Annotated in this window: 17 protein-coding genes and 1 pseudogene; 8 read left to right on the top strand and 10 right to left on the bottom strand. The window is 69.2% G+C overall.

The annotated features are described in order from the left end of the window. Positions 1-75 precede the first annotated feature (75 nt). Positions 76-1389 (top strand): annotated as a pseudogene (locus BN1193_RS18555) (DUF222 domain-containing protein); the annotation flags it as partial. On the opposite strand, the gene BN1193_RS04375 reads toward BN1193_RS18555, so the two are convergent. Then, a complete protein-coding gene (locus tag BN1193_RS04375) occupies positions 1352-5674 on the bottom strand; it encodes a MucBP domain-containing protein (RefSeq protein WP_407662088.1) in 4323 nt (1440 codons plus the stop codon). The pseudogene BN1193_RS18555 and the gene BN1193_RS04375 sit on opposite strands and share 38 nt — an antisense overlap. Before the next feature lie 961 nt (positions 5675-6635). Further along, positions 6636-8714, bottom strand: coding sequence for a DNA gyrase/topoisomerase IV subunit B (locus BN1193_RS04370; RefSeq protein ID WP_040164321.1), 2079 nt, complete (start codon positions 8712-8714; stop codon positions 6636-6638). 167 nt (positions 8715-8881) lie between these two features. Here BN1193_RS04370 and BN1193_RS04365 point away from each other — a divergent pair, with 167 nt between their 5' ends. Beyond that, positions 8882-9097: a DUF7455 domain-containing protein gene (locus BN1193_RS04365; protein ID WP_052460419.1), complete on the top strand. Its 216-nt coding sequence runs from the start codon at positions 8882-8884 to the stop codon at positions 9095-9097. A 63-nt stretch (positions 9098-9160) separates the two neighbouring features. Here the strand turns inward: BN1193_RS04365 and BN1193_RS04360 are convergent, their stop codons facing one another. From BN1193_RS04360 to BN1193_RS04350, 3 genes are read right to left on the bottom strand one after another with little or no spacing between them, the layout of a single operon-like run. After that, positions 9161-10201, bottom strand: a complete 1041-nt coding sequence (locus BN1193_RS04360) for an alanine racemase (protein ID WP_040164320.1) — start codon at positions 10199-10201, stop codon at positions 9161-9163. Further along, positions 10198-10881: an alanine racemase gene (locus BN1193_RS04355; RefSeq protein WP_040164319.1), complete on the bottom strand. Its 684-nt coding sequence runs from the start codon at positions 10879-10881 to the stop codon at positions 10198-10200. Before BN1193_RS04355 ends, BN1193_RS04360 begins: the two co-directional genes overlap by 4 nt. A 9-nt stretch (positions 10882-10890) precedes the next feature. After that, on the bottom strand, positions 10891-11907 hold the full coding sequence (locus tag BN1193_RS04350) for a sugar-transfer associated ATP-grasp domain-containing protein (protein WP_040164318.1): 1017 nt from the start codon (positions 11905-11907) through the stop codon (positions 10891-10893). 104 nt (positions 11908-12011) lie between these two features. Here BN1193_RS04350 and BN1193_RS04345 point away from each other — a divergent pair, with 104 nt between their 5' ends. Beyond that, positions 12012-13037 (top strand): sugar-transfer associated ATP-grasp domain-containing protein, encoded by a 1026-nt coding sequence (locus BN1193_RS04345; RefSeq protein ID WP_040164317.1) that lies wholly within the window; start codon positions 12012-12014, stop codon positions 13035-13037. 87 nt (positions 13038-13124) lie between these two features. On the opposite strand, the gene BN1193_RS04340 is transcribed toward BN1193_RS04345, so the two are convergent. From BN1193_RS04340 to BN1193_RS04330, 3 genes are all read right to left on the bottom strand, one after another. After that, entirely contained in the window at positions 13125-13823 is a 699-nt protein-coding gene (locus tag BN1193_RS04340; protein WP_040164675.1) for a coenzyme F420-0:L-glutamate ligase, read from the bottom strand. Positions 13824-13834: 11 nt separating this feature from the next. Further along, positions 13835-15115 carry an RNA polymerase sigma factor gene (locus BN1193_RS04335; RefSeq protein WP_040164316.1) on the bottom strand — a complete coding sequence of 427 codons (1281 nt, stop codon included), beginning with the start codon at positions 15113-15115 and terminating at the stop codon, positions 13835-13837. A 198-nt stretch (positions 15116-15313) separates the two neighbouring features. Continuing rightward, positions 15314-16237 carry a proteasome assembly chaperone family protein gene (locus tag BN1193_RS04330; RefSeq protein WP_040164315.1) on the bottom strand — a complete coding sequence of 308 codons (924 nt, stop codon included), beginning with the start codon at positions 16235-16237 and terminating at the stop codon, positions 15314-15316. Between the two features lie 105 nt (positions 16238-16342). On the opposite strand from BN1193_RS04330, the gene BN1193_RS04325 reads away from it, so the two are divergent. From BN1193_RS04325 to sucB, 3 genes are all read left to right on the top strand, one after another. Next, positions 16343-17791, top strand: a complete 1449-nt coding sequence (locus BN1193_RS04325) for a leucyl aminopeptidase (protein ID WP_040164314.1) — start codon at positions 16343-16345, stop codon at positions 17789-17791. Between the two features lie 35 nt (positions 17792-17826). Next, entirely contained in the window at positions 17827-19200 is a 1374-nt protein-coding gene (gene lpdA / locus BN1193_RS04320; RefSeq protein ID WP_040164313.1) for a dihydrolipoyl dehydrogenase, read from the top strand. Positions 19201-19270: 70 nt separating this feature from the next. After that, complete coding sequence (gene sucB, locus BN1193_RS04315) at positions 19271-21022, top strand: 2-oxoglutarate dehydrogenase, E2 component, dihydrolipoamide succinyltransferase (protein ID WP_040164312.1); 1752 nt, start codon at positions 19271-19273, stop codon at positions 21020-21022. 10 nt (positions 21023-21032) lie between these two features. Here the strand turns inward: sucB and BN1193_RS04310 are convergent, their stop codons facing one another. Beyond that, the gene (locus BN1193_RS04310; protein ID WP_040164311.1) at positions 21033-22289 is read right to left on the bottom strand and encodes a hypothetical protein; all 1257 of its coding nucleotides are present in this window, start codon (positions 22287-22289) and stop codon (positions 21033-21035) included. Between the two features lie 117 nt (positions 22290-22406). On the opposite strand from BN1193_RS04310, the gene BN1193_RS04305 reads away from it, so the two are divergent. Then, positions 22407-23117 (top strand): DUF4191 domain-containing protein, encoded by a 711-nt coding sequence (locus BN1193_RS04305; protein ID WP_040164310.1) that lies wholly within the window; start codon positions 22407-22409, stop codon positions 23115-23117. A gap of 62 nt (positions 23118-23179) precedes the next feature. Here the strand turns inward: BN1193_RS04305 and BN1193_RS04300 are convergent, their stop codons facing one another. Next, positions 23180-23578 carry an RDD family protein gene (locus BN1193_RS04300; protein ID WP_040164309.1) on the bottom strand — a complete coding sequence of 133 codons (399 nt, stop codon included), beginning with the start codon at positions 23576-23578 and terminating at the stop codon, positions 23180-23182. Between the two features lie 125 nt (positions 23579-23703). On the opposite strand from BN1193_RS04300, the gene glnA reads away from it, so the two are divergent. Next, complete coding sequence (gene glnA, locus BN1193_RS04295; RefSeq protein ID WP_040164308.1) at positions 23704-25128, top strand: type I glutamate--ammonia ligase; 1425 nt, start codon at positions 23704-23706, stop codon at positions 25126-25128. The last annotated feature ends 37 nt before the right edge of the window (positions 25129-25165 follow it).

Genomic DNA, 25165 nt, shown 5'->3' with positions numbered 1-25165 from the left:
CCGGGGTGCGGAAAACACTACTGAACTGGGATTATCAACCTCGAGGTAGGCCTTGCTCGGGAGTAAAATCGGGGTATGGAAACCTCGATGGAGCGGGCCCGGGCGCTGATGGCGGCGACCATCGACGCCCTCACCGAAGTCCTCCACGAGAACACCATCCGCACGACGAGCGGCCCCGAGTTTCTCGACTTCGCGATCGAAGCCGGAGCGCTCCTGCGCTCCACCGAAGCGGCGTTGATCGTCGCCACCGCCGAGGCCGATCAGCGCTCGGCCGGGTCCGGGAAGGACCGGATCAGCGTCGCCTGCGGATGCCACAACGTCAACGAGCTGATGCAACGGACCACTGGTGCCGCACCGGCGACTGTCGCGCAGTGGTCACGGCTCGGGAAGTACGTCCGCGAAGAGCCCGCGCTGACCGGTGGCCGCCGCCCGGCGCGGTTCCCCGCGCTGCGTCAGGCCCTGCTGTCGGGCCGGATCGGCGCGGACGGGCTGAGCGCCGCCGCCGCACCTCTCGACGCGATCCGCGACCGCGTCCCCGCCGACCACCTCAGCGCGGCCGACCAGGCCCTCGCACTCGTCGCCACGGACGATGCGGACGACCTCATCCTCACCGAGAATCCCACCCCCGCGGCAGGAGACTGGGGTGCCCCCGCGGTGGAGGGCCCCGCCGCACAGATGCGGCGAGCGGTGCCGGCGGTGGTCGACACACTCCGAGTCCACGCGGCGGCGTGGGCCGCAGCGCTGGACCAGGACGGGGCGGTCCCGGACGAGGATCGCGCCCAGCGGATGCGGGTGCTGTATTTCGGACGCACCCGCGACGGTGTCGTGTCCCTCCACGGTCGGCTCCTCCCCGAAGTCGCCGCCCAACTGCAGACCGTCATCGACGCGATCACCAACCCGCGCGGGAAGCCCGCCGGCGTCCGCTTCACCGAGTCCTCCGACGACGAACTCATTCATGACCCGCGAACCATCGGGCAGCGCCGCCACGACGCGTTCGCTACCGCGCTGAACGTCGCCGCGTCCTCCGACCTGCCCGTCATCGGCGGCGCCGCCCCGACGCTCGTCGTCCACGTCACCGAGCACGACCTCGCCACTGGAACCGGATGCGCCCGGCTCCGTGGAGTCGACGGGGCCGGGAGTGACGCCCTCGTGCCTGTCTCCGTCGCCGCCCACACCGCGTGCATCGGTCAGATTCAGCGCGTCATCACCGGTAGGAACGGACGTGTGCTGGCGACCACGATCACGGACCGGATCTTCAACGCCACCCAGCGCCGTGCGATCGCGCTCCGGGATCGCACCTGCATCATCCCGGGATGCCACACCCCGGCACGCTGGTGCGAATACCACCACGTCACCGAGTGGAAGGACGGCGGCCCCACCAGCATCCACAACGGCGTCCTCCTGTGCTGGAACCACCACCGGTTCCTCGACACCAACGGCTGGAGCATCCGCGTGACCGACGGCGTTCCCGAGGTCCGAAGCCCTGAATGGCTTGACCCCACCCGCGCCTGGCCGCCCAGAGCAGCGCACCGTCGATGTGCTGTCCGGTGTCCGGAAGCGCCGGACCGGCCGTCGCGCTCGGCGTCTGGGGCGTCGTCGGCACCGGAGCCTCCGTGGGCGTGGCGGTGCCCGTGGGCGTCGCAGAGGGTGTCACGGAGGGCGTCGCAGTCGGCGTCGCGGACGGCGTGGCCGTCGGGATCGCTGTGGCGGTCGGCGTCGGCGTGGCGGTCGGCGTCGGCGTGGCGGACGGCGTCGGCGTGGCGGACGGCGTCGGCGTGGCGGTCGGCGTCGGCGTGGCGGACGGCGTCGGCGTGGGCGTCGCCGTAGCGGTGGGCGTCGGCGTCACGCTCGGCGTGGGCGTCGGTGTCGGACTCGGGCTCGGCGTGGACGTCGGCGTCGGGCTCGGGCTCGGCGTCGGCGACGTCGACACGGTCGGCGTCGGCGACGGAGACGGCGTGGGCTCGATGATCTCCGCGGCCACGCGGACGCGCGGCGAGGTCACCGTGGGGACTTCCGTCGAGCGCGCCGTCGCGATGTTGTCGATCGTGACGGACGCCGACTCCCCCGGCTTCAGCGCCGGGGCCTCGGGCATCCGGACGGTGAACATCAGGGTGATCGTCTCGCCCGGCTGCAGGACCGGAACATTCGCGGTCACGGTGCGCGTCGGGGCATCCCAGCCGGTCGTGCACGCGTCCACGCCGCTGCACACCGCGTCCACGCTGTAGCGGAGGCGGTCATCGAGCACGTCGGAGACGACGACGTCCGTCTGCTCCCCCGTACCGGTCGCGGTGGTGGAGACGACATACCGGATCGTCTGCCCGTAGGAGACCTTCCCGTCCGTGTCGGTCCACGCCCCGGCGGACTGCTCCTCCTGGCCGACCTTGGTGATCGCCAGGCCGGGGGCCACCGGGTCGACGGGCACGACCGGGGTGTGGGTGCAGTCGACGTTCGCTCCCGGCGCAGGCTCGCCGGCCGGGCACTCGGGCGTCGGCGGAGCCGGGTCGTCCTCGGTGTCCACGGTCGCGGTGTTCGTGTACGTCCCGGCCGGTGCGTCGGCGGCCACCGTCACGGTGATCGTCAGGACGACCGGCTCGCCACCGGCGGGCAGCAGCGCCGGATCGATGTCGCACGTCACGACGCGTCCGCTCGCGGAGCAGCGGTCGTCGCCGCCCGCGAACGAGAAGTGCTCGGGCAACTGATCGGTGACGGTCACCGGCTCGGCGAGGTCGGCATCGCGCCGACCGACGTTGCGCACCGTGATCGTGTAGTCGAACGTCTGGCCCGGGACGGCGGTGATCCCACCATCGTCCTTCATGATCCCGAGGTCCACGGGGGCCGCGGTGTTCGTGATCGTGCAGACCACGTCCTCACCCTGAGCGACGGTGACCGTCGCGGTGGCGGCGTCGATCGCGGTGGCGTTGCCGGTGCAGGTCCAGTCCCCCGCGGTGTACCCGATCGGTCCGCCCTGCTCCGCCAGCACGTAGTCGCCGGCGAGGACGGGAACCGCGGTCACGGTGCCGGCACCGGTCGTACCGGACAGCGAGCTCTGCCCCGTCGCGGTCAGCGTCCAGTCCGTCGCTGCGGCGTTGCCACCGGACGCGTTGTCCACCTTCTTCACCAGCGTGAGGGTTCCCGCGACGTCGCTGTTCGTGATCGTGCAGGTGACGCGCTCCCCGGCGCCGACGGTGAGTTCGTCACCGCTGATCGCGGTGGCGTTGCCCGCACAGACCCAGTCGCTCGCGACGTATCCGGCGGGGCCGTCCTCGGCGAGCGTGTACGTTCCCACCGCCACGTCCCCGGTCACGTCCGCGGTTCCGGTCCGACCGCTCAGCACGGCTACACCCTGCTGGGAGGCGGACAGGGTCCAGGCGGTCTCGAGTTCGGTGCCACCCCAGGAGTTGTCCACGACCTTGACGAGGGTCAGGTTCGCGGGAACATCGCTGTTCGTCACCTCGCACGTGACGTCATCGTCAGCCACCAGCGTGACCTGCCTCGTCTGCGCGTCGAACGAGCCGCCATCGCACGCGATCGACTCGAGGCGGTAACCGTCCCGTGCCTCCTCGCCGATCGTGTACGTCCCGGCGGAGACCTCGACGTCGGTGACCTCAGCGTCGCCCTCGGCACCGCGCAGCGGCGTCGGTCCGGCCGCGGTGAGGGTGAAGTCGGTGTCCCCCGCGGAACCGCCCCAGTCGTTCACGACCGTCTTGGTCAGGGTCAGGTGCGCCGGACGATGCGTGTTGGTGATCGTGCAGGTGACCTTCTCGCCGGCGGCGACGGTGACGTCCGCGCCGACCAGGGGTGCGGCGTTCCCGACGCACTCCCACCCGCCGGACGTGTAGCCGCCCGGGCCCGTCTCGGCGAGCGCGTAGGTGCCCATCGCCACGGTGCCGGTCACGTCCGCCGTTCCGGTCGTGCCGCTCAGCACGGCGTCACCGTTCCGCGACGCGGACAACGTCCACGCGGTTTCGAGCTCGGTGCCGCCCCACGCGTTGTCCACGATCTTGACCAGGGTCAGCTCCGCCGGAATGTCCTTGTTCGTGAGCTCGCAGCTGACGTCATCGTCCGCGGCCAGCGTGAGCCGGTTGGTCTCGGCGTCGAAGGTCCCACCGTCGCACGTCACGGAGTCGAGTCGGTAACCCGGCAGGGCCTCCTCGCCGATCGTGTAGGTCCCGAGCGGCACCGCCACGTCGGTGACCTTCGCCGACCCCTCAGTGCCCCGCAGGGTGGCCGGACCGGTCGCGATGAGGGTGAAGTCCGTGTCCACGGCCGATCCGCCCCAGTCGTTCACGACGGTCTTGGTGAGCGTGAGCCGCGCGCCGACGTCGGTGTTCGTGATCGTGCACGTCACGTCCTCGCCCGCGGCGAGCGTGAGCTTCTCCCCGCTCACCGGGGTGGCGTTCCCCACGCACACCCAGTCGCTCGCGACGTACCCGCTCGGACCGTCCTCGGCGAGCGTGTACGTGCCCACCGCGACGTCCCCGGACACGTCGCTCGTGCCGGTCTTGCCACTGAGCACCGCGGCGTCGCCCTGTGACGCGGACAGGGTCCACGCCGTGGCGACTTCCTGCCCGACGCCGGTGTTCTCCACGACCTTCACCAGGGTCAGGTGCGCGGGAACATCCGTGTTCGTGAGCTCGCACGACACCACGTCATCGGCGGCGACGGTGACCTCGTTGGTCGCCGAGTCGAACGTGCCGCCGGCACACGTGACCGCGTCGAGCGTGTAGCCCGGCAACGCATCCTCGCCGATCGTGTACGTGCCGACCGCGACCGGCGCGTTCGTGACGCCCGTGCTGCCCTCGGTACCGCTCAGCGGAGTCGGTCCGCTCGCGGTGAGGGTGAAGTCGGTGTCCAGGGCCGAGCCGCCCCAGTCGTTCACGACCGTCTTCGTCAGCGTGAGGGTCGCCGGACGCGCCGTGTTGGTGATCGTGCACGTCACGTTCTCGCCGGCGGCGATCGCGACATTCGCCCCGGCGACGGTGCCGGCGTCACACGTCCATGCGCCGGCGGTGAAGCCCGCCAGATTCGTCTCGGACAGGGCGTAGGTGCCCGGCGCGACCAGGGCCGTCGCGGCCGCGTCACCGGAAACCGCGCCGTCGATCACGGCCGTGCCGCCGAGCCGCGCCGTGAGGGGGAAGTCGGCCACCGTGGCGGACGGGTCGTAGGTGTTCTCGAGATCCTTGACCAGCGTCAGGGAGGTGGTCTGGTTCGTGATGACGCACGCGGGCGCGTCGGCTCCGGACGCGGTCGGGAAGACGGGGAAGGTCGCACCGGTCGCGGCACCGTTCTCGTACAGCACCACCTCGTGCGTCGGCGTCCCGACCTGGAAGATGTCCTGGTACGTGCAGACGATGCTCTTCAGCAACACGTCCGCCGGCAGCGCCGTCTCGGTGACGCGGTAGTCCGGCTCGCCGATGACGTTGCGCCACGTGTGCGTCTGCCCGATCCGGATCGTCGCCGTGATCGAGGCGGTGGAGGAGTCGGTATCGCTGACGGCGGTTCCGGTCGCATCCGCACCGGCGAGAGTCGCATCGTGCACGACGGCGCCGTCGCCCTGGTCGATCACGTACGTGAAGTCCCGGTCGGCGACCGCGTCCGGCCCGGCTTTGGTCACCGAGAGCTCGCCGCAGTTGCCGATCGTGAGGGGCTGCTTCGGGCCGAGGTAGTCCTGCATCTGGGCGTTGGCACTGTTACCGGTACGCGTCACGACAGGTCCCGCCGCCACGGACGCGCACGCGTTCTCCGGCAGGATCCCGGCCGCGGTGAGGTCGAACGCCGCCTCACCGAAGGTCGCCGGGTTTCCCCCACCGTCGGGGTTCGCGCCCACGGCGGCCACGTAGGCCATCGCGTTGGCATCGTTCACCCAGCCCTGCGCGGTCCAGCGCTGCACCCCGGTGAGCACGGACGCGCCCGCCGGGTTGAAGTCGTACTGCAGCAGCAGGTCACCCGTCGGACCGGCCGGCCCGGCCTCCAGGATCTGGTAGATCGTCATGTCACCCGTCGCCTTCGGCGCGCGGGTCCAGTACTGGTAGAGGATGACGTGCTCCTGGGTCCCGACGCGCACGATCTCCCACGCGCTGCCGGAACGACACAGGTCGCTCTTCTTGTTGACGTTGGCGGTGCCGATCGTCCAGGACGCGTAGTCGTCGATGGTCTGACTACCGGGGAAGGCCGTCGCGTCCTTCTTGACCTCTTCACCGTTCTCGGTGAAGTAGATCCCGTCGCAGACCTCGTCCGTGCGATCGTGCGCGAGGATGCCCGTCGAGTTCCCGTCCGGACCGTACGGGAGACTGTCCCAGTCGTTCGCGCCGGACAGATTCCCATCGATGGCGAAGCGCGTCTGCACGCCGTTGATGGTCACCGCGGAGGCGGTCGTGGCGGTGACGACGACGCCGGACGCGACGATCGCGGTGACGGCGGACGCGACGATCCAGCGGCGCGCACGGGCCCAACGGGTCATGGCTCTCCCTCAGCGCGGGAGAGGAGGGGGCTACCGCGCCAGCACCCACCGATGGTGAGTCTGGGATGAGACTAGAAAATACACACTGTCCAAAACAATACGACATACCGACATTCGTCGGATCCGTTACCGATTCGCGATAATCGACCGTACCTCGAACGGCGCGAGGGCCGCGTCAGGCGTCGATGGACTCGCGCGAGAGGCGGTCTGCGGAATCGATGATGAACTCCCGGCGCGGCGCGACGTCGTTGCCCATCAGGAGCTCGAAGACGCGGTTCGCCTCCTCCACGTCCTGCAGACGGACCCGACGCAGCAGGCGGCCGCCCTTCTCCATGGTCGTCGTCGCCAGCTGCTCGGCATCCATCTCGCCCAGGCCCTTGTACCGCTGCACCGGCTCCTGCCAGCGCCGACCGGCCTTGGTCAGCTTGGTCAGCAGCGCGTGGAGTTCCTTCTCCGAGTACGTGTAGACCGTCTCGTTGGGCTTCGAGCCCGGGTTCATGATGATGACGCGATGCAGCGGCGGCACGGCCGCGTACACCCGACCGGCATCCACCAGCGGGCGCATGTAGCGGAAGAACAGCGTGAGCAGCAGCGTCCGGATGTGAGCGCCGTCCACGTCGGCGTCGCTCATCAGGATGATCTTCCCGTAGCGCGCCTGGGTGATGTCGAACGTGCGTCCGGAACCCGCGCCGACCGACTGGATGATGGCGGCGCACTCGACGTTGGAGAGCATGTCCGACACCGACGCCCGCTGCACGTTGAGGATCTTGCCGCGCAGCGGCAGCAACGCCTGGAACTCGCTGTTGCGCGCATCCTTGGCGGTGCCGAGCGCAGAATCACCCTCGACCAGGAACAGCTCGCTGTGCTCCACGTCGTTGGAGCGGCAGTCGACGAGCTTGACCGGCAGAGAGGAGGATTCGAGCGCGTTCTTGCGGCGCTGGGTCTCCTTGTGGGCACGCGCCGAGACACGGGCTTTCATCTCGGCGACGACCTTGTCCAGCAGCTGGTTGGCCTGGTTCTTGTCGTCGCGCTTGCTGGAGGAGAACCGCGCGCCGAGCTCCTGCCCGACGACCTTGGCCACGATCTGCTTCACCGCCGGGGTGCCGAGCACCTCCTTGGTCTGGCCCTCGAACTGGGGCTCCGGGAGCGTGACGGTCAGCACGGCGGTGAGGCCGGCGAGCACGTCGTCCTTCTCCAGCTTGTCGGTCCCGGCCTTCAGGCGACGGGCGTTGGCGGCCACCTCTTTGCGCAGCACCTTCAGCAGCTCCTGGTCGAACCCCTGCTGGTGTGTCCCGCCCTTCGGCGTCGAGATGATGTTCACGAACGAGCGAGTGGTGGTCTCGTAGCCGGTCCCCCACCGCAGCGCGATGTCGACGGCGCACTCGCGCTCCACCTCGGTGGCCCGCATCGAGCCGTCCGCCTGCAGCACCGGCACGGTCTCACGGAAGTTCCCCGAGCCCTGCAGCCGCCAGGTGTCCGTGACGGGCGCGTCCGGGGAGAGGTACTCGACGAACTCCGAGATCCCGCCGTCGAAGCGGTACGACGTCTCGTTGACGTTCTCCTCCCGCTCGTCGCGGACGGTCAGGCCGAGACCGGGGACGAGGAATGCCGTCTGGCGGACGCGCGTCTCCAGCTCCGGCATCTGGAACGCGGCGTCCTTCGTGAAGATCTGCCGGTCCGCCCAGTAGCGCACCCGCGTGCCCGTGACCCCCTTGCGGACCTTTCCGACCACCCGCAGCTCACTCCCCTTCTCGAACGGAGTGAACGGCGCGTCCGGACGGGGGTCACCACCGTCGGCGAAGATGCCCGGTTCGCCGCGGTGGAAGGACATCGCGTACGTCTTGCCGTCGCGATCGACCTCGACGTCCAGGCGCTCGGAGAGGGCGTTGACGACGGACGCGCCGACGCCGTGCAGGCCACCGGAGGCGGCGTAGGACCCACCGCCGAACTTTCCGCCGGCGTGCAGCTTCGTGTAGACGACCTCGACACCGGTCAGGCCGGTGCGCGGCTCCACGTCGACCGGAACACCGCGACCGCGGTCCTGGACCTCGACGGAACCGTCGTCGTGCAGCACGATGTCGATCTGCTCACCGTTGCCCTGGACGGCCTCGTCCACGGAGTTGTCGATGATCTCCCACAGGCAGTGCATCAGGCCCGGCGAGCCGTTGGACCCGATGTACATTCCGGGACGCTTGCGGACGGCCTCGAGGCCTTCCAGAACCTGCAGGTGATGCGCGGAGTACTCGCTCGTCATGGTCTTCCCATGTTACGTGCGGCGCCTCGCGCGCCTGCGCAGGCGCGCCCGCGCGCGCGAGGCGTACGCGGTGAGCGAAACACCCCGGCATCGGACCGAACTGTCATGATCACGTGGTTGTATGAATGAACCCGATGCGTGAGTTTTCGACCCGAGGAGGCACTGCGATGACCACGATGACCACAGCCACGGAACCCGCCGCCTACCGGCTCACGGCCGCCGATCGATGCGACTCCTGCGGTGCACAGGCTTACATCGCCGCCGAGGTGAACGGCTCCGAACTGCTGTTCTGCGCGCACCACGGCCGCAAGTACGAGGAGAAGCTCCGCGCGATCGCGACCACCTGGCACGACGAGACCGCCCGCCTCGCCGAGGTCGTCTGAGCCGACCGAGATGTGAAAGAGCCCCGGCCGCTGCCGGGGCTCTTCTCGTTTCCGCGCTGCGCGTCAGCCGATGTAGCGGCGCGGAACGTCCGGCGCGAGGCGCAGCACGACCTCCTCGCCGATCGTGCCGATGCGCTCGGCGAGGTCCGTGGCGGAATCCGCCCCGTCAGCCCCGAACAGCGTGACGGTCTGGCCCGGCTCGATCCCCTCGGCCAGCGGCAGACGCAGCGTGTCCGCTCCGATCGCCGTCACCGGCTGCCGACCGGCCGCGGTGGCCGCGTGCAGGTTCCCGGCCGCCGTGGACAGCAGGCCGTCCGTGAACCCGGCGTCGACGATGACGTCCACCGGACCGACGCGACGCACCGGAGCGTGCAACGCCCCCACGGGCGTCAGACCGAGCTCGGCGTCGGAGGGGCCGTCGGTCGACCGGATGCCGTAGTGGAACGCCCCGATGCGAACCATGTCGTAGCGGAACTCCGGCCGGGCGAACGCGGCCGCGCTCGCCGCGAGGTGGAGCAGGTCGGGGGCGAGGCCGGCCGCGCGTGCGGCGGTCACCGCGGCGTCGAAGGCCACTCGTGCGTCATCGTCGTCAGAGTCGGAGGCTTCCGAGATGTGTGACCAGATGCCCACGATGCGCAGCAGGCCGTCCTGCTCCAGCTCGACGGCACGCGCCACGACGGCCGGCCAGTCCTCCGGTCGGACTCCGTTGCGGTGCAGGCCGGTGTCGATCTTCAGATGCACCCGCGCGATGGTCCCGCGCTGCGCGGCCACGGTCGCGACGTCCTCCAGGAGTGCGGAGGATCCGACGCCGAGGTCGAGATCAGCGGACAGGGCGTCCGCCACGTCGTCCGGACCGGCGAGCATCCACGTGAAGACACGCGGCTGCGCACCCGCGAGCTCGCGGACGGCCATTCCGGTGACCACATCGAGCGCGCCGATCCAGGAGACGCCCTCGACGATGGCACGCTGAACGATGGCCGCGAGGCCGTGCCGATAGGCGTCGTCCTTGACCACGAGCATCGGTTCGGCGGGCGCGACGCGCTCACGCACGGCACGGACGTTGGCGGCGAATGCGGCCAGGTCGACGATGAATTCGGCGGTCATGCCACGACCTCCCGCCGCGCGCGGCGGCCGATCGACACCAGCAGCTCCTCCGGACTCAGCCCGGTCAGGGCCACCCACTCCTGGATGGCCGGCTCACCCCGTTCCGGATCGCCGAGGTACGCGACCTCGTCGCCGATCGCCACGTCGAGGTCGCCGATGTCGACGACGCAGACGTCCATCGCGACGCGGCCCACGATCGGACGCGGCTCCCCCGCGACCAGCACGCTGAGCTGCGAGCCGAGAGAGCGCAGAATGCCCTGCGCGTAGCCTCCGGTGACCAGCGCGACGCGCGTGTCCGTGCTCGCCCGGTGCACGTAGCCATAGGAGACCCCCTCGCCCGTCAGCAGCGGCTTCACGCCGAGCACCCGGCCCACGAGCGTGAGCGCGGGGACGGCGCCGGACAGGGTGCCGGCGGTCAGGCCCGGCGTGATCACGGCGAAGGACTCCGGCACCTCGCCGGTGAAGGCGACGGGGCCGTCGTCCGTCATCGCACCGGCGAGGCCCTTCTCGCGGGCAACGCTCTCGAGCAGCTCGGCGCCGAGCCCCCACCCGTCATGCCGGAGGTCGACGAACACCTCGCGCGGGTGTCCGGAGAGATTGCGTTCCACCGCGGAGCGCGACACGCGCGCGATCGGGTGAGTCCGGCCGACGAGGTCAGCCGTGGTCGATGACGAGGTCATGCGTACGGCTCACCAGCTCATCACGGCTTCGTGCGCCGGACGGCTGCCGGTGCGGATGCCGGTGGCGAGCACGCGGGTTTCGTACAGCCCCGGGATCCAGTTGCCCTCGATCAGCAGCGGGCCGTTCGGTCCGACCGCGACGTCCCACCCGATGTACGGAACCTCCGGGATGACGCGGGCGACCTCATCGATCAGCGCGACGACCTGATCCCACAGCGGAACCTGGAAGTCGACGATGGACTTCTTCGATTCCGGGTGGACCTCGTAGAACGTGTCGTTCTTGCCCTGGTGACCACGGCCGACGGAATGGCCGTTCTCGTCCAGCATGGTGAAGAAGCCGCCCCAGCTGAACTGGTCGGAGACCGAACCGCGACCGAACTTCTGCACGCGGACCAGGAGGTGCACCTTCTCGCCGTCGAAGAACGACGTGATGCGCGTGGTGTTCACCGTCCCCGCACAGTACTCGGCGAGGTACGGGTGCTGGACGATCTGCTCCTCCACCAGCAGCTGTCCGCCGCCGACGAGCTCGTCGTAGAAGCGCTGCCAGTCGGTGATCTCGGTGGTGTCGTAGCGGAAGACGCCGTGACCCTCGCGGCTGATCGGGACCTTCGCGATGATCGTCGGATGCTTGGCGGCGAATGCCTGCAGGCCCGCGGCGTCGGATGCGGACAGGTCCAGCCACTCGCGGCCGAGGAACCGCTCGAACGTCTTGTTGAACGTGATCTTGGACGCGAACGTCTCCGCAGCCTCGCGGTCGTTCACCTTCAGCGCGATGTGGTGCTGGATCAGACTCGTCATGAACGTCTTGCGCTCGGCCGGCTTGAGGGACGCGAAGTCCGCCTCGTAGTAGTCGATGAACGCGGTGTCGTGGAAGGCGGCCCACCAGAGCATGTCGACGAACACCGGCAGCGTGTGGCGCTTGTGCTCCTTGCCGATCTTGCTCGCCAGGTCCCAGATGCGCTTCGGGTTGAAGCGGGCGATCCGGTTGGCGAAGTAGCGGGCGCGAGCCTTGACGTCGATCTGCATGGGGTGAGTAGCCGCCTTTCGAGGCTTCGGGGACCGTCGAAGATTCTATCGGCTCACCCTGGACGCGACCGGGGCGACGTTCCGCCCGTCGATAGACTGGGCGGATGGGTCAGCTCTCCCTCCGCGTGAAGTACCTCGTCGACCGCGCTCTCCACGTCCGTGGGTCGAACGTGGTCGAATTCGCCAAACAGACCAAGCGGGTGAGCAAGGCGCCGCTGCCGATCATCATGGCCGACATGCTCTGGTGCTCGGTGCGCTACGAGATGGGGTTCCGTGACTACGCGGTCTGGGACATCCGCACGTTGAAGGCCGCGGAGCGCCGCACCTGGATGACCCACCCGAAGGCGTACCGCCTGTCCGCGACGCTGAACGGCCCCGAGTCGCGCCAGGCGATGGAGGACAAGAAGCAGTTCCTCACGGACTTCGCCGACGTCACCGGGCGCGAGTGGATCGATGCCGCGGCCGCCTCGGAGGACGAGCTGACCGCATTCCTGCAGCGGAATCCGTCCGTCATCGCCAAGCCCGCGGACGGCTTCGGCGGCGCGGGCATCGCCAAGTTCGACGCCACGGACATCCCGGATGTCGCGACCTGGCGCGCGCAGCTCATCGCGGACAAGCAGACGCTCGTGGAGGCCGTGCTGGTGCAGCACCCGGAACTCGCCCGCCTCTACCCCCGCAGCGTGAACACCATCCGCCTGATCACCTACCTCGACAAGGCGGGGACGTTCCATGTCATCGCCGCCGTGCTGCGTATGGGCAACGGCGGCGTGATCGACAACTTCGCCGGTGGCGGAATGTTCACGATGCTCGATGAGGACGGCGTGGCGATGTACGGCGCCGTGGACAAGAACTCCAACGCGTTCCTCGAGCACCCCGCCACGAAGGTGCCGATCAAGGGCTTCCGCGTGCCCATGTACCGCGAGTCCGTGGAGCTCGTCGAGAAGCTCTCGCACCGCCTGCCCCACACGCCGTACGTGGGCTGGGACGTCGCGATCACCCCGGACGGCCCGGCGATCATCGAGGCGAACCACAACTCGTCGGTGTTCCAGATGAAGCCGTCCGTGTCCGGCGTTCGCACCGGCCTCCTCGCCGACTACGAGAAGGCCGTCGGCTTCTCCCTCAAGAAGTAACGCGAAACACGCAGACACGTCCGAGACACCCCGCAACGCGGGAGGTTTCGGACGTGCCTGGGTGATTCGCGGAGGGGGTGGGTGCGGTCAGGCGCGGCGGATGATGCCCATCGGCGTGGACTCGTGGCCCTGGCCGAGGGGGTTGTCCTTGAGGATCCGCACCAGGCGGTCCTCCTCTGCCTTCGACAGTGTCGAACCGAGGATGTTGCCGCCCAGGTCGTTGATGTCCACGACCGCGATGTCGGCGGTCGTCGACAGCAGAGACCGCAGGTCCTTCGCGACGCCCTCCGGGCGATCCGGGCCGAGCACGACGGACTTGTTGTACGGCGGGATCGTGCCCTTGGTGGGGCCGTCGATCGCGCGCGCCTTGGGCCCGGCGATGCGGTAGAAGTCGCCCTTGCGGCCGAACGCCTTGGTGACGGCCGCGACCGCGGCGGCGAGCAGGATCTTCGGCGTACCGCACTCACGCAGCGCCATCTCCATCGTCTCGGGCATGCCGAGTCCGATGCCGTAGGGCGTGCGCGTGACGTACTTCGAGAGGAAGTACGCCAGCTTGCGCGGGTGGATGTCCTCGACCAGGTAGGACCGGCCCTGCGTGATGCCGACGATCTTCTCCGTGACGAAGAGGATGTCGCCGTCGCGCAAGGTGCCGGCCGGGACGTACTCGGTGACGAACGCGTTCAGGTCGTCATCGGGCATGACCACGCGCGTCTTGATCGGAATGCGCTGGTACGCGACGCCGTCAACGGTGATCTCGAGGTGCTTGTTGGGATTCGCCTCTGCCATGTTCTCGCCCATCACTCCAGGTAATCCCGGAGCGACTGGGAGCGGCTCGGGTGGCGAAGCTTCGCCATCGTCTTCGACTCGATCTGGCGGATCCGCTCGCGGGTCACGCCGAAGGTGTCACCGATCTGGTCCAGCGTCTTCGGCTGGCCGTCGCCGAGGCCGAAGCGCATGCGGATGACGCCCGCCTCGCGCTCGCTCAGCGAGTCGAGGAGGCTCTCCAGCTGACGCTGCAGCATCGTGAACCCGACGGCGTCGGCCGGCACGACGGCCTCGGTGTCCTCGATGAGGTCACCGAACTCGCTGTCGCCGTCCTCGCCGAGGGGCGTGTGCAGCGAGATCGGCTCGCGACCGTACTTCTGGACCTCGATGACCTTCTCCGGGGTCATGTCGAGTTCCTTCGACAGCTCCTCGGGGGTGGGCTCGCGGCCCAGGTCCTGCAGCATCTGACGCTGCACGCGGGCGAGCTTGTTGATGACCTCGACCATGTGCACCGGAATGCGGATCGTGCGGGCCTGGTCGGCCATGGCGCGAGTGATCGCCTGACGGATCCACCAGGTCGCGTACGTCGAGAACTTGAAGCCCTTGGTGTAGTCGAACTTCTCCACCGCGCGGATGAGGCCGAGGTTGCCCTCCTGGATCAGGTCCAGGAACTGCATGCCGCGACCGGTGTAGCGCTTGGCGAGCGAGACGACCAGGCGGAGGTTGGCTCCGAGCAGGTGGCTCTTGGCGCGCTGACCGTCGCGGGCCACCCACTGCAGGTCGAGACCGAGCTGCGCGGACTTCTCCGCGGGGGTCATCGCCGACAGCTTCTCCTCGGCGAACAGGCCGGCCTCGATGCGCATCGCGAGCTCGACCTCCTGCTCGGCGTTCAGCAGGGGGACCTTACCGATCTGCTTCAGGTAGTCCTTGACCGGGTCGGCGGTCGCGCCAGAGATCTGCGTGGAGAAGACCGGGACGTCATCCTCGTCGGAGGACGTCAGCACGATCGCGCCGGTCGGCAGCGGCTCCGCCACCGGCTTGGTGGTGTTCTCGTCGTCGCCGGCGGCCTTGTCGTCGGACTCGTCGCTCGCGGCGTCGTCGCCGAGGTCTTCGCCCTCGTCGTCGTCAGCCTTCTTCTTGCGGCCCTTGGGGGCGGCCTTCGCCGTGGTCGCGCGCGGCTTCTTCGCCGCGGGGGTGGCGGCAGCCGTGCCGGTCGTCTTGGCTGCGGCCTTCTTACGAGCGGGAGTCTTCGTCTCCTCGGTCTCGGTGTCCTGGGCCGCGGTACGTGCGTTCTTCGTGCTGGCAGGGGTCACGTTTCACCTTTCACCGGACGGGTCCGGAGGTTTTCGGACACTAGTAAGACCCTTGTCAAGTTCGCTGCCGGATCGGAATCCGCGTTCGCCTGAACAATGGGTCGGTCACTCATTGTCTCACACGCGAGCGTCACCTCTTGACAGCCCGCGCACATTTATGCATCGCAACGTCGCGGAGCCGAGAAATGTTCCCGTCGGTCAGGAGGCGTCCTCGTCCGGACGCGGGCGCGTCGCGAGGAAGCGCTCCAGTTCTGCGGCGATCTCATCCGCGCTGGGCAGCGGCGCGCCGCCCAGGAGCGTTTCACCTTCATCCGTGCTCCGCCCGGCGCTGTACGCGTCGTAGCGCTGCTCCAGACCGGACAGCATTCGCTGCAGGTCCTCGTTGCCCGCGACCTGCTCGTCCACCCGCTCACGGAACTCCCGATCGGAATCGGCCAGCCCGTCCTCGGGGAACACCAGCCCGGTGGCCGCCGTCATCTTCTCCAGCGCGATCTCCATCGCACCGGGGTACTCAGTCTCGGCGAGGTAGTGCGGCACCAGCAGCACGAGACCAGCGACGGGCACCTCCTCCTGAACGAAGCGATATTCCAAGAGGTGTCCGGCCGTGGCGGGCACTTGCGTGTGCGGCTGCCAGACGGACTGCGCCTCGATGAAGTCGGAGCGGTTGCCGCTCACGGTGACGCCGAGCGGACGCGTGTGCGGAACCGGCATGCCGATCGCATGCAGCCAGGTCATCCCGGTCACGGCGTATTCGTCGGCGAGATCCAGCACGACCTCGGCGAACGCCTCCCACGCGAAATCCGGCTCGTATCCGCTGAGCAGCAGGAACGGCTGACCGAGCAGGTCATGCTCGAGAGTCAGCTCCAGGCGCGCGGGGCGGAAGTCCGTGAGGTGGTCGCGATCGAAGGTGATGATCGGTCGCCGAGCGCGATAGTCCAGCAGCACGTCGTTGTCGAACATCCCGAGGACCTCACGGCTCTCGTTCTCCCGGAAGCGCTCGATGAGCCCGGCCACGACGCCGCCGGCGTCGGTGAATCCGGTCAGCAGCACCAGCAGCGGCAATCCGCGCGGCACCGGCCGCAGGGGCACGGCGCGCTCGTAGATGTCGTCGGAGAGGGGCATCCCCCCATGCTACGAGGCGCCGAGGAGCGCCGGGTCCGGGGGCGCGCGCTGTCAGCGAACACGCGGACCGCGTGCGGGGCACCTCCGGCTCCCTAGGATGGAGGCATGTCGGTTCCGCAGATCTCCGTGTCCCCCGCAGCATTCGACCCGGAAGCCGAGGCCACCCTCCTCGTCGTCCCCGCTCTCCCCGCAGATGAGGTCCTCGCCGACTGGCCCGGTCTCGCTGCGGCTCTGCAGGCGGTGGAGTACACCGGGACCGCCGGCGCCTTCACTCGCGTGGCACTGCTCGAGCTCACCGACAAGCCGGTCGGTGTGGTCGGCCTGGGAACGGCCACCGGCGCGAACGCGGTTCGCGACGCCGTGGGTGCGGGCGTGCGGTCCTTCACGGGCGTGGACAAGCTGCACGTGCACGTGCTCGGCGCCGAGGACGGCACTGCGGCGGCCGCCGCTGAGGGCGCACTGCTCGGCGGCTACACGTTCGACACGTACAAGACCTCCGGCCGGACCGTCCGCGCGTCCGAGATCGTGCTGCACACCGACGCTGATGTCGATGTCGCGGCCGCCACGGCGGTGGCCACGGCCGTCGCGCTGGTGAAGGACCTCGGCGCCACTCCCGCCGAGTGGCAGAGCCCCGCGCAGCTCGCGGAGTCGGCCCAGTCCGCCGTCGCCGACCTGCCGGTGGAGGTCACCGTGTGGGACCAGGACCGCCTGGAGGCCGAGGGCTTCGGTGGCATTCTCGGTGTCGGGCGCGGATCGGACCGGCCCTCGCGTCTGGTCCGGCTGGACTACGCACCCGCCGGCGCCGAGCGTCACATCGCACTCGTCGGCAAGGGGATCACGTTCGACACCGGTGGCCTCTCCCTCAAGCCGGCCGCCAGCATGGTCGGCATGAAGACGGACATGATCGGGGCCGCCACGGCCCTCGCCGTCGTCCAGGCCGCCGCGCAGCTGAAGCTGTCCGTCCACCTCACCGCCTGGCTGTGCATCGCGGACAACATGCCCTCCGGTCGCGCGACGCGCCCCGGCGACGTCCTGCGCATGCACGACGGTCAGACCGTCGAGGTCCTGAACACGGACGCGGAGGGGCGCCTCGTCCTCGGCGACGGCCTCTCGATCGCCAGCTCCGAGCACCCGGACCTCATCATCGACATCGCGACCCTGACCGGTGCCATCGTCGTCGCGCTCGGCAACCGTCACACCGGTGTGTTCGGTGATGACGAGGTGACCGCCCAATACCTCGACGCCGCGCAGAGCGCCGGCGAGGCCGCCTGGGGCATGCCGCTGCCGGAGTTCATGGAGAGCGAGTTGGACTCCCCCATCGCAGACATGAAGAACGCGAACATGGGCAGCCGCGCCGCCGGCTCGTCCTTCGCGGGCCTGTTCCTGCGCCGTTTCGTCGGGCCCGTCTCCGACGAAGAAGGTGCGGACCGCATCCGCTGGGTGCACCTGGACATCGCCGGTTCGGCGACCAATGAAAGCGCTCCTTTCGGCTACACCGACAAGGGCATCACGGGCGCGACGGTGCGCTCGCTCATCGAACTGGTGTCGCGCTAGCCACAAGCTGCCGGCACCCGCTCACAGGAGGATCAATGGTGAATCACTCATTCGACATCGTCGTGCTCGGGGCCGGCAGCGGCGGCTATGCCGCCGCGCTTCGTGCCGCGGAACTCGGCAAGTCCGTCGCGCTGATCGAGCGCGACAAGGTCGGCGGCACCTGCCTGCATCGCGGATGCATCCCGACCAAAGCGCTGCTGCACGCCGCCGAGGTCGCCGACACCGTCCGTGAGGCCGGCACTTACGGCGTCTCGGCAGAGCTTGGGGGTGTCGATGCGGCCGCGGTCGCGCGATACCGCGAGGGAATCGTCGCGAAGAAGCACAAGGGTCTTGAAGGGCTCATCGGCAAGCGCGGGATCACCACGGTCCACGGCGAGGGGCGGCTGCAGTCGGACCGGACCGTCGCCGTGGGCGATGACGTCTACACCGGCACCGACGTGATCCTGGCGACCGGTTCGTACAGCCGTTCTCTGCCCGGGCTCGAGATCGGCGGACGAATTCTGACCAGTGAGGGCGCGCTCGCGCTCGAAGAGGTCCCGAGCAGCGTCCTGATCCTCGGCGGCGGCGTCATCGGCGTCGAATTCGCCAGCGTGTGGCGCTCGTTCGGCGCCGAGGTCACGATCGTGGAGGCCCTCGATCACCTGGTGCCCAACGAGGACCTCGCGGTCAGCAAGGGTCTGGAGCGGGCGTTCCGCCGTCGCGGCATCGCCCAGAAGCTCGGCGTGCGATTCGCGTCCGCCACGCAGACCGACGATGCCGTCACCGTCACTCTGGAGGACGGCACCGAGCTGTCCGCCGACTACCTCCTGGTCGCCGTCGGACGCGGCCCCGTGACGTCGGACCTCGGCTTCGAGGAGGCCGGGGTCAACCTGGAACGCGGTTTCGTCGTGGTCGACGAGGATCTGCGCACGACCGCCGAGCATGTCTGGGCGGTCGGAGACATCACGCCGGGTCTGCAGCTCGCGCATCGCGGGTTCCAGCAGGGCATCGCGGTGGCTGAGCGCATCTCCGGTCTACGGCCGGTGTCGATCCCGGACGTGCACGTCCCGAAGGTTACCTACAGTCACCCCGAAGTCGCCTCCATCGGGCTCACGCAGGAGCAGGCGGAGGCCGCGCACGGCGCGGACGGGGTGACCGCGTACGAATTCAACCTCGCCGGCAATGCCAAGAGCGAGATCATCGGCACGGGTGGATTCGTGAAGGTGATCCGCCAGGTCGACGGCCCCGTCATCGGCGTGCACCTGTTGGGCGACCGCGTCGGCGAACTGATCACCGAGGGACAGCTCGCCGTGGTCTGGGAGGCCTTCCCGGAGGACCTCGCGCCGCTGATCCACGCGCACCCCACGCAGAGCGAGGCGCTCGGCGAAGCCTTCTTGGCCCTGGCCGGAAAGCCGCTGCACGCGCTGTGATGGTCCCCGAGACCCGTTCGGCATCACTAGACTTGTCACAGAATTCTGTCATTTTGAAGGAGACATCGACATGAGCACATCCGTCGTCCTCCCCGCGCTCGGCGAGAGCGTGACCGAGGGAACCGTCACCCGCTGGCTCAAGCAGGTGGGCGACACGGTCCAGGCGGACGAAGGCCTGGTCGAGATCTCGACCGACAAGGTCGACACCGAGATCCCGTCGCCGGTGAGCGGCGTCATCGAGGAGATCCTCGCGCAGGAGGACGAGACCGTCGAAGTCGGCGCCGTCCTGGCCAAGATCGGCGACGGCAGCGGTGCTGCCTCGTCCGACGACGCGCCCGCCGCCGAGGAGCCCGCGTCCGAAACCGCCGAGGCCCCCGCCGCCGAGCAGCCCGCCACCGAAGCCGCGCCGGCCACGACCACCGCTTCCGGAGACGCCACTGACGTGACGCTGCCGGAACTCGGCGAGAGCGTCACCGAGGGAACCGTCACCCGCTGGCTCAAGCAGGTCGGCGACGACGTCGCGGTCGACGAACCGCTGCTGGAGATCTCGACCGACAAGGTCGACACCGAGATCCCGTCGCCGGTCGCCGGCACGCTGCAGGAGATCGTCGTTCCGGAGGACGAGACCGTCGAGGTCGGCGCCGTGCTGGCGAAGATCGGTTCCGGCGCGCCCGCTGCCGCAGCGCCGAGCGAGCCGACCCCGGCACCGGAGGCGCCCGCCGCAGAGGCCACGCCCGCACCGGCACCCGCCGCGGAGCCCGCACCGGCACCTGCCGCAGCTGCTCCCGCTGCACCGGCCCCGTCGGCTGCACCGGCCCCGTCGGCTGCGACGACCGAGCAGGTGTCCGAGGCCGCCAAGCCGACCGACGCGGCTCCCGCGGCACCGGCACCCGCCGAGGCGTCCGGTGACGAGAAGCTGTACGTCACCCCGCTGGTGCGTCGCCTCGCGGCGCAGCAGGGAGTCGACCTCAACTCCGTGAAGGGCACCGGCGTCGGTGGACGCATCCGCAAGGAGGACGTCCTGAACGCCGCGTCTGCTCCCGCTGCTGCGGCTCCCGCCGCGGCGCCGACCGCGGCAGCGCCCGCTCCGAAGCTCGAGGTTTCGCCGCTGCGCGGCACCACGGTGCCGATGTCGCGCCTGCGCAAGGTGGTGGCCGAGCGTGCCGTCGCCTCGATGCAGCAGACCGCGCAGCTGACCACGGTCGTCGAGGTCGATGTCACGAAGGTCTCGGCTTACCGGGACCAGGTGAAGGCGGAGTTCCAGTCCAAGACCGGCGACAAGCTGTCCTTCCTGCCCTTCTTCGCTCTGGCTGCGGCCGAGGCGCTGCAGGCGTTCCCCATCATCAACGCGACGGTCGACGGCACGGACATCGTCTACCCGGCCTCGGAGAACGTCTCGATCGCGGTGGACACCGAACGCGGACTGCTCACCCCGGTGCTGCGAGACGCGGGTTCGAAGAACCTCGCGCAGATCGCTCACGAGATCGCTGACCTCGCCGCACGTTCGCGCGACAACAAGCTCAAGCCCGACGAGCTCGCCGGCGGCACGTTCACGCTGACCAACACCGGTTCGCGTGGCGCACTGTTCGACACGCCCGTCGTGTTCCTGCCGCAGTCCGCGATCCTGGGCACGGGTACCGTCGTGAAGCGCCCCGGTCTGGTCCAGGTGGACGGCAAGGATGCGATCTCGATCCGGTCCTACGTCTACCTCGCGCTGTCGTACGACCACCGGATCATCGACGGTGCCGACGCGGCTCGCTTCCTGAGCGCCGTCAAGGCTCGCCTTGAGGACGCGAACTTCGCGGCTGACCTCGGGATCTGATCGCACGATCTCACGGCTGGTCCGCGACGTCATGGACGTCGCGGACCAGCCATTTCTCATTTCGGCGCTCGATCTCGACGATGTCGTCCCGCCCGTCCCCGGTCAGACGCAGCACGGCGATCCCGCCGTAATCGTCCACGAGTGCGACGTCCACGGTGTCCGCGGCCGGGAGCAGGTCCCGCAGCGCCGGGTCGGCGAGGGCGTCGGCACACGGATCGTCTGCGGCGCGGCACGTCCCGACGCGGGCGAGCAGGTCCCGCATCGTCGCGACCGGGTCCGCCGGCGTCGGCCCCGCACTCGATGCCGGGGCGGTCGCGGCATCGGCCGCGGCAGGTGAAGCACTCCGTGCGGAGGTGGAACGGAGGCTCGTCGGTTCCTGTGCCGCCCCCGCACCGTCCTTCGCGTCCGGCCACAGCGCGCCGACCAGCACGACCAGCACGGCCACGGCGGCGGCGACCAGCAGCGGCCGACGCCGGCCTCCGGCGGTCCGCTCCCGGACGGTCGCGAACGCGTGCGTGAGGGCGCCCCGCAGCCGAGCGCCGGCGGCGCGGCCGACCACGGGTCGCGCGGCACGCGTCCGGTTCCGCAGCGGGAGACCGGCGGCGCGCTCTCGACCGACGACGTCGGCCCGGGTGTTCGCGGGATCCCCGCCGGACGCGATGGGTTGCGGCGCGCAGGTCTCGAACAGGCGAGTTTCGAGCTCGACCCGCGCGGCACGGGTCCCGGCTCGGACGACCTGCTCGGACGCCTCCTCCAACAACCGACGAACCGTCCGGTCCGCGCATCGCTCCGCGGTGTCCGCCAAGGCGCTCGCCGATGCCGCCCGCACGTCCGTGCCGTCCCCGATGACGAACAGCGGGCGCCCGGCGTCGCTCACCCACCAGGTCCCGCTGGCAGGGCCTCCGCCGGGTTCGACGGCCCCGGCCGCCTCCTCGACCCCGCGCATCACGCTGACCCCGAGCGTCACCGCCTCTCCCCCGCCGACGGTCCCGCGCCGCTCCAGGAGCGCCGACAGCGGCGTGGGACACCACGGCATGACGGCCACGTGGCCCGGCGGGCTGCTCGCGAGGTCCGTCGGCGCCCACAGGTGTTCCGCGGCATCAAGTCGCCACAGCACCTCCGGCACCGCGTCCACGTCGATCAGCAGCACGCGCTCGCCTTCGCCGGACTCCTCGTCGATGGCGGCGAGGAGGCCGGCCGTCGGGACGTCGGGTGGAGCGATGTATCGAACCGGGCGGTACACGCCGTCAAGGAGGTTCTGGGTCATCGGGACAGCCTCGTCGGTCCCGCACGTCCGCGCAGGGCGAACGGACCGCACACGGAAGGACGTGGAATCCGTCTGCACTGGGGAGGAGTCGCCCGTCGAGCCCGGTATCCTGGATGCATGGCTGCACGCTCCGCTGCCCCCGAGAAACGTCCGGGGTTCTTCTCCCAGCTCAAGACGCTGTTCACGTTCACCCGTGATGTCTACTCCTGGCTCCCGTGGGTGCTCATCGCGATTCTCGTGGTGGGCATCGCCGTCGGCGTCGGTATCGGGTCCCTGATCCCGCCCGCCCAGATCTGGAGTGTGATCCTGTGGGGCATCACCGGGCTCATGCTCGGCGTGCTCGCCTCGATGATCCTGATGACGCGCCTCGCGACGCGCGCCATGTACAAGAAGATCGACGGCATGCCCGGCGCCAGCGGCCACGTCCTGTCGACCGGCCTGCCCCGGTCCTGGACCGCCTCGGACGAGCCCGTTCAGGTCAACGCCAAGACCCAGGAAGCCGTGTACCGCGCCGTCGGCAAGGCGGGCATCGTCCTCGTCGGCGAGGGCCACCGTGCGCGGCTGACGCGGCTGGTCAATGAGGAGCGGATGAAGGCGCGCCGCGTCGCCAGCGGTGTCCCCGTGACCGTTCTCTACGTCGGCGACGGCCCCGAGGACGTCACGATCGCGCAGCTCGCCAAGACCATCAAGGCGATGCCGAAGAAGATCGACCGCGCCACGCGCGCCGCCGTCATCCAGCGCCTCGCCTCGATGAACTCCGGCCTCGGCTCGCTGCCGATCCCGAAGGGCATCGACCCGACCAAGGTCCGCGCTCCGCGTCCGCGCTGAGTCCCGCACACACGAGAACGGCCCCGGCATCGCCGGGGCCGTTCTGCGCTCTCGTGGCGCCGTCAGCGAGCACGAACGAGGATCGTGCCGGCGATCTTGTCGTGCAGGCCGCGGTGGTCAGCGTCCCAGATGACGGCCGGGATCACGAGCACCAGCAGGATCGTGCGGACGATCGGACGCCAGACGCCGGTCCAGGCGCCGTCCGAGCGGACCAGCCGCAAGCCCATGATGCGGTGCCCGGGGCTGCCGCCGATGGTCGGGATGAAGAGGATCTGGATCACGGCGAAGAGCACGATGACCGCGATCGAGTCGTAGTCGAAGAAGGCGATCGCGATGATGATCACCGGGATGTAGTCGATGGCCAGGGCGGCGATGCGGCGACCGAGCTTCCCGATCGATCCGGGGCCGTCTTCGGGCAGGCCGAGGCGTTCGCCCGGGTAGAGGTTGACATCGGTGCTCACCCCTCCAGGCTATCGCCGCGCGTGTAACACACCCGAAACATTCGGGATACGGTTGAGCAATCCCATCTCGTTATCGTCGGCGTAGCTCAACTCCCGGAGCCACCGGCGAAATCATTGGAGTCTGAATGTTCAGCGAACCGTCCGAAGTCCTGGCCTACATCAAGGAGAACGACGTCAAGTTCCTTGACATCCGCTTCACCGACCTGCCCGGTGTGCAGCAGCACTTCAACATCCCCGCTTCGACCGTGGACGAGGAGTTCTTCTCGGTCGGACAGCTCTTCGACGGTTCCTCCATCCGTGGGTTCGCGAACATCCACGAGTCCGACATGCAGCTGATCCCGGACGTGTCCACGGCCTACATCGACCAGTTCCGCGCCGAGAAGACGCTGATCATGGTCTTCGACATCTTCAACCCGCGCACCGGCGAGGTCTACAGCAAGGACCCGCGTCAGGTCGCCAAGAAGGCCGAGAAGTTCCTCGCCTCCACCGGCATCGCGGACACCGCGTTCTTCGCCCCCGAGGCCGAGTTCTACATCTTCGATGACGTCCGCTACGAGGTCAGCGCCGGCAAGAGCTTCTACGCCGTCGACTCCGAGGAGGCCGCGTGGAACACCGGCCGCAAGGAAGAGGGCGGAAACCTCGCCAACAAGACCCCGTTCAAGGGTGGCTACTTCCCGGTCGCACCGGTCGACAAGACCGCCGACCTGCGCGATGACATGTCGCTGCGTCTGATCGACGCGGGCCTCGAGCTCGAGCGCTCGCACCACGAGGTCGGAACCGCCGGCCAGCAGGAGATCAATTACCGCTTCGACACGATGGTCCACGCCGCGGACGACATCCTGAAGTTCAAGTACATCGTCAAGAACACCGCCGAGCTCTGGGGCAAGACGGTCACCTTCATGCCGAAGCCGCTGTTCGGCGACAACGGCTCGGGCATGCACACCCACCAGTCGCTGTGGTTGGAGGGCAAGCCGCTGTTCTTCGACGAGAAGGGCTACGGCCAGCTCTCCGACATCGCCCGCTGGTACATCGGTGGTCTGCTCAAGCACGCCAACGCCGTGCTCGCGTTCACGAACCCGTCGCTGAACTCCTACCACCGCCTGGTGAAGGGCTACGAGGCGCCGGTGAACCTGGCCTACTCCGCCGGTAACCGCTCGGCCGCCATCCGCATCCCGCTGACCGGCTCGAACCCGAAGGCCAAGCGCATCGAGTTCCGCGTTCCGGACGCGTCCGGCAACCCGTACCTCGCCTTCGCCGCGCAGCTGATGGCCGGCATCGACGGCATCAAGAACCGCATCGAGCCGCTCGAGCCGATCGACAAGGACCTGTACGAGCTGCCCCCCGAGGAGGCCGCGAACATCCCGCAGGTGCCGAACTCGCTGCTGGACTCGCTCGAGGCACTGCGCGCCGACCACGACTTCCTCCTCGAGGGTGGCGTGTTCACACAGGAGCTCATCGACACGTGGATCGACTACAAGATCGACAACGAGATCCGCCCGATGGCCGCTCGCCCGCACCCCTACGAGTTCGAGCTCTACTACGGCGTCTAATTCCGTCGCCCTGATTTTCCGGGGGTGGACGCGGCGT

The organism is Microbacterium gorillae (assembly GCF_000826185.2).
GTDB classification, from domain to species: Bacteria; Actinomycetota; Actinomycetes; order Actinomycetales; family Microbacteriaceae; genus Microbacterium; species Microbacterium gorillae.
This window is presented reverse-complemented; position numbering and strand designations above follow the sequence as displayed.

Coding starts and splice junctions, on each gene's coding strand:
- BN1193_RS04360 (WP_040164320.1), bottom strand. CDS start 10,201: ATGACCGCCGAATTCATCGTCGACCTGGCCGCATTCGCCGCCAACGTC.
- glnA (WP_040164308.1), top strand. CDS start 23,704: ATGTTCAGCGAACCGTCCGAAGTCCTGGCCTACATCAAGGAGAACGAC.
- BN1193_RS04355 (WP_040164319.1), bottom strand. CDS start 10,881: ATGACCTCGTCATCGACCACGGCTGACCTCGTCGGCCGGACTCACCCG.
- BN1193_RS04305 (WP_040164310.1), top strand. CDS start 22,407: ATGGCTGCACGCTCCGCTGCCCCCGAGAAACGTCCGGGGTTCTTCTCC.
- BN1193_RS04350 (WP_040164318.1), bottom strand. CDS start 11,907: ATGCAGATCGACGTCAAGGCTCGCGCCCGCTACTTCGCCAACCGGATC.
- BN1193_RS04330 (WP_040164315.1), bottom strand. CDS start 16,237: ATGCCCCTCTCCGACGACATCTACGAGCGCGCCGTGCCCCTGCGGCCG.
- BN1193_RS04365 (WP_052460419.1), top strand. CDS start 8,882: ATGACCACGATGACCACAGCCACGGAACCCGCCGCCTACCGGCTCACG.
- BN1193_RS04370 (WP_040164321.1), bottom strand. CDS start 8,714: ATGACGAGCGAGTACTCCGCGCATCACCTGCAGGTTCTGGAAGGCCTC.
- lpdA (WP_040164313.1), top strand. CDS start 17,827: ATGGTGAATCACTCATTCGACATCGTCGTGCTCGGGGCCGGCAGCGGC.
- BN1193_RS04340 (WP_040164675.1), bottom strand. CDS start 13,823: ATGGCAGAGGCGAATCCCAACAAGCACCTCGAGATCACCGTTGACGGC.
- BN1193_RS04345 (WP_040164317.1), top strand. CDS start 12,012: ATGGGTCAGCTCTCCCTCCGCGTGAAGTACCTCGTCGACCGCGCTCTC.
- sucB (WP_040164312.1), top strand. CDS start 19,271: ATGAGCACATCCGTCGTCCTCCCCGCGCTCGGCGAGAGCGTGACCGAG.
- BN1193_RS04375 (WP_407662088.1), bottom strand. CDS start 5,674: ATGCAGGACTACCTCGGCCCGAAGCAGCCCCTCACGATCGGCAACTGC.
- BN1193_RS04325 (WP_040164314.1), top strand. CDS start 16,343: ATGTCGGTTCCGCAGATCTCCGTGTCCCCCGCAGCATTCGACCCGGAA.
- BN1193_RS04310 (WP_040164311.1), bottom strand. CDS start 22,289: ATGACCCAGAACCTCCTTGACGGCGTGTACCGCCCGGTTCGATACATC.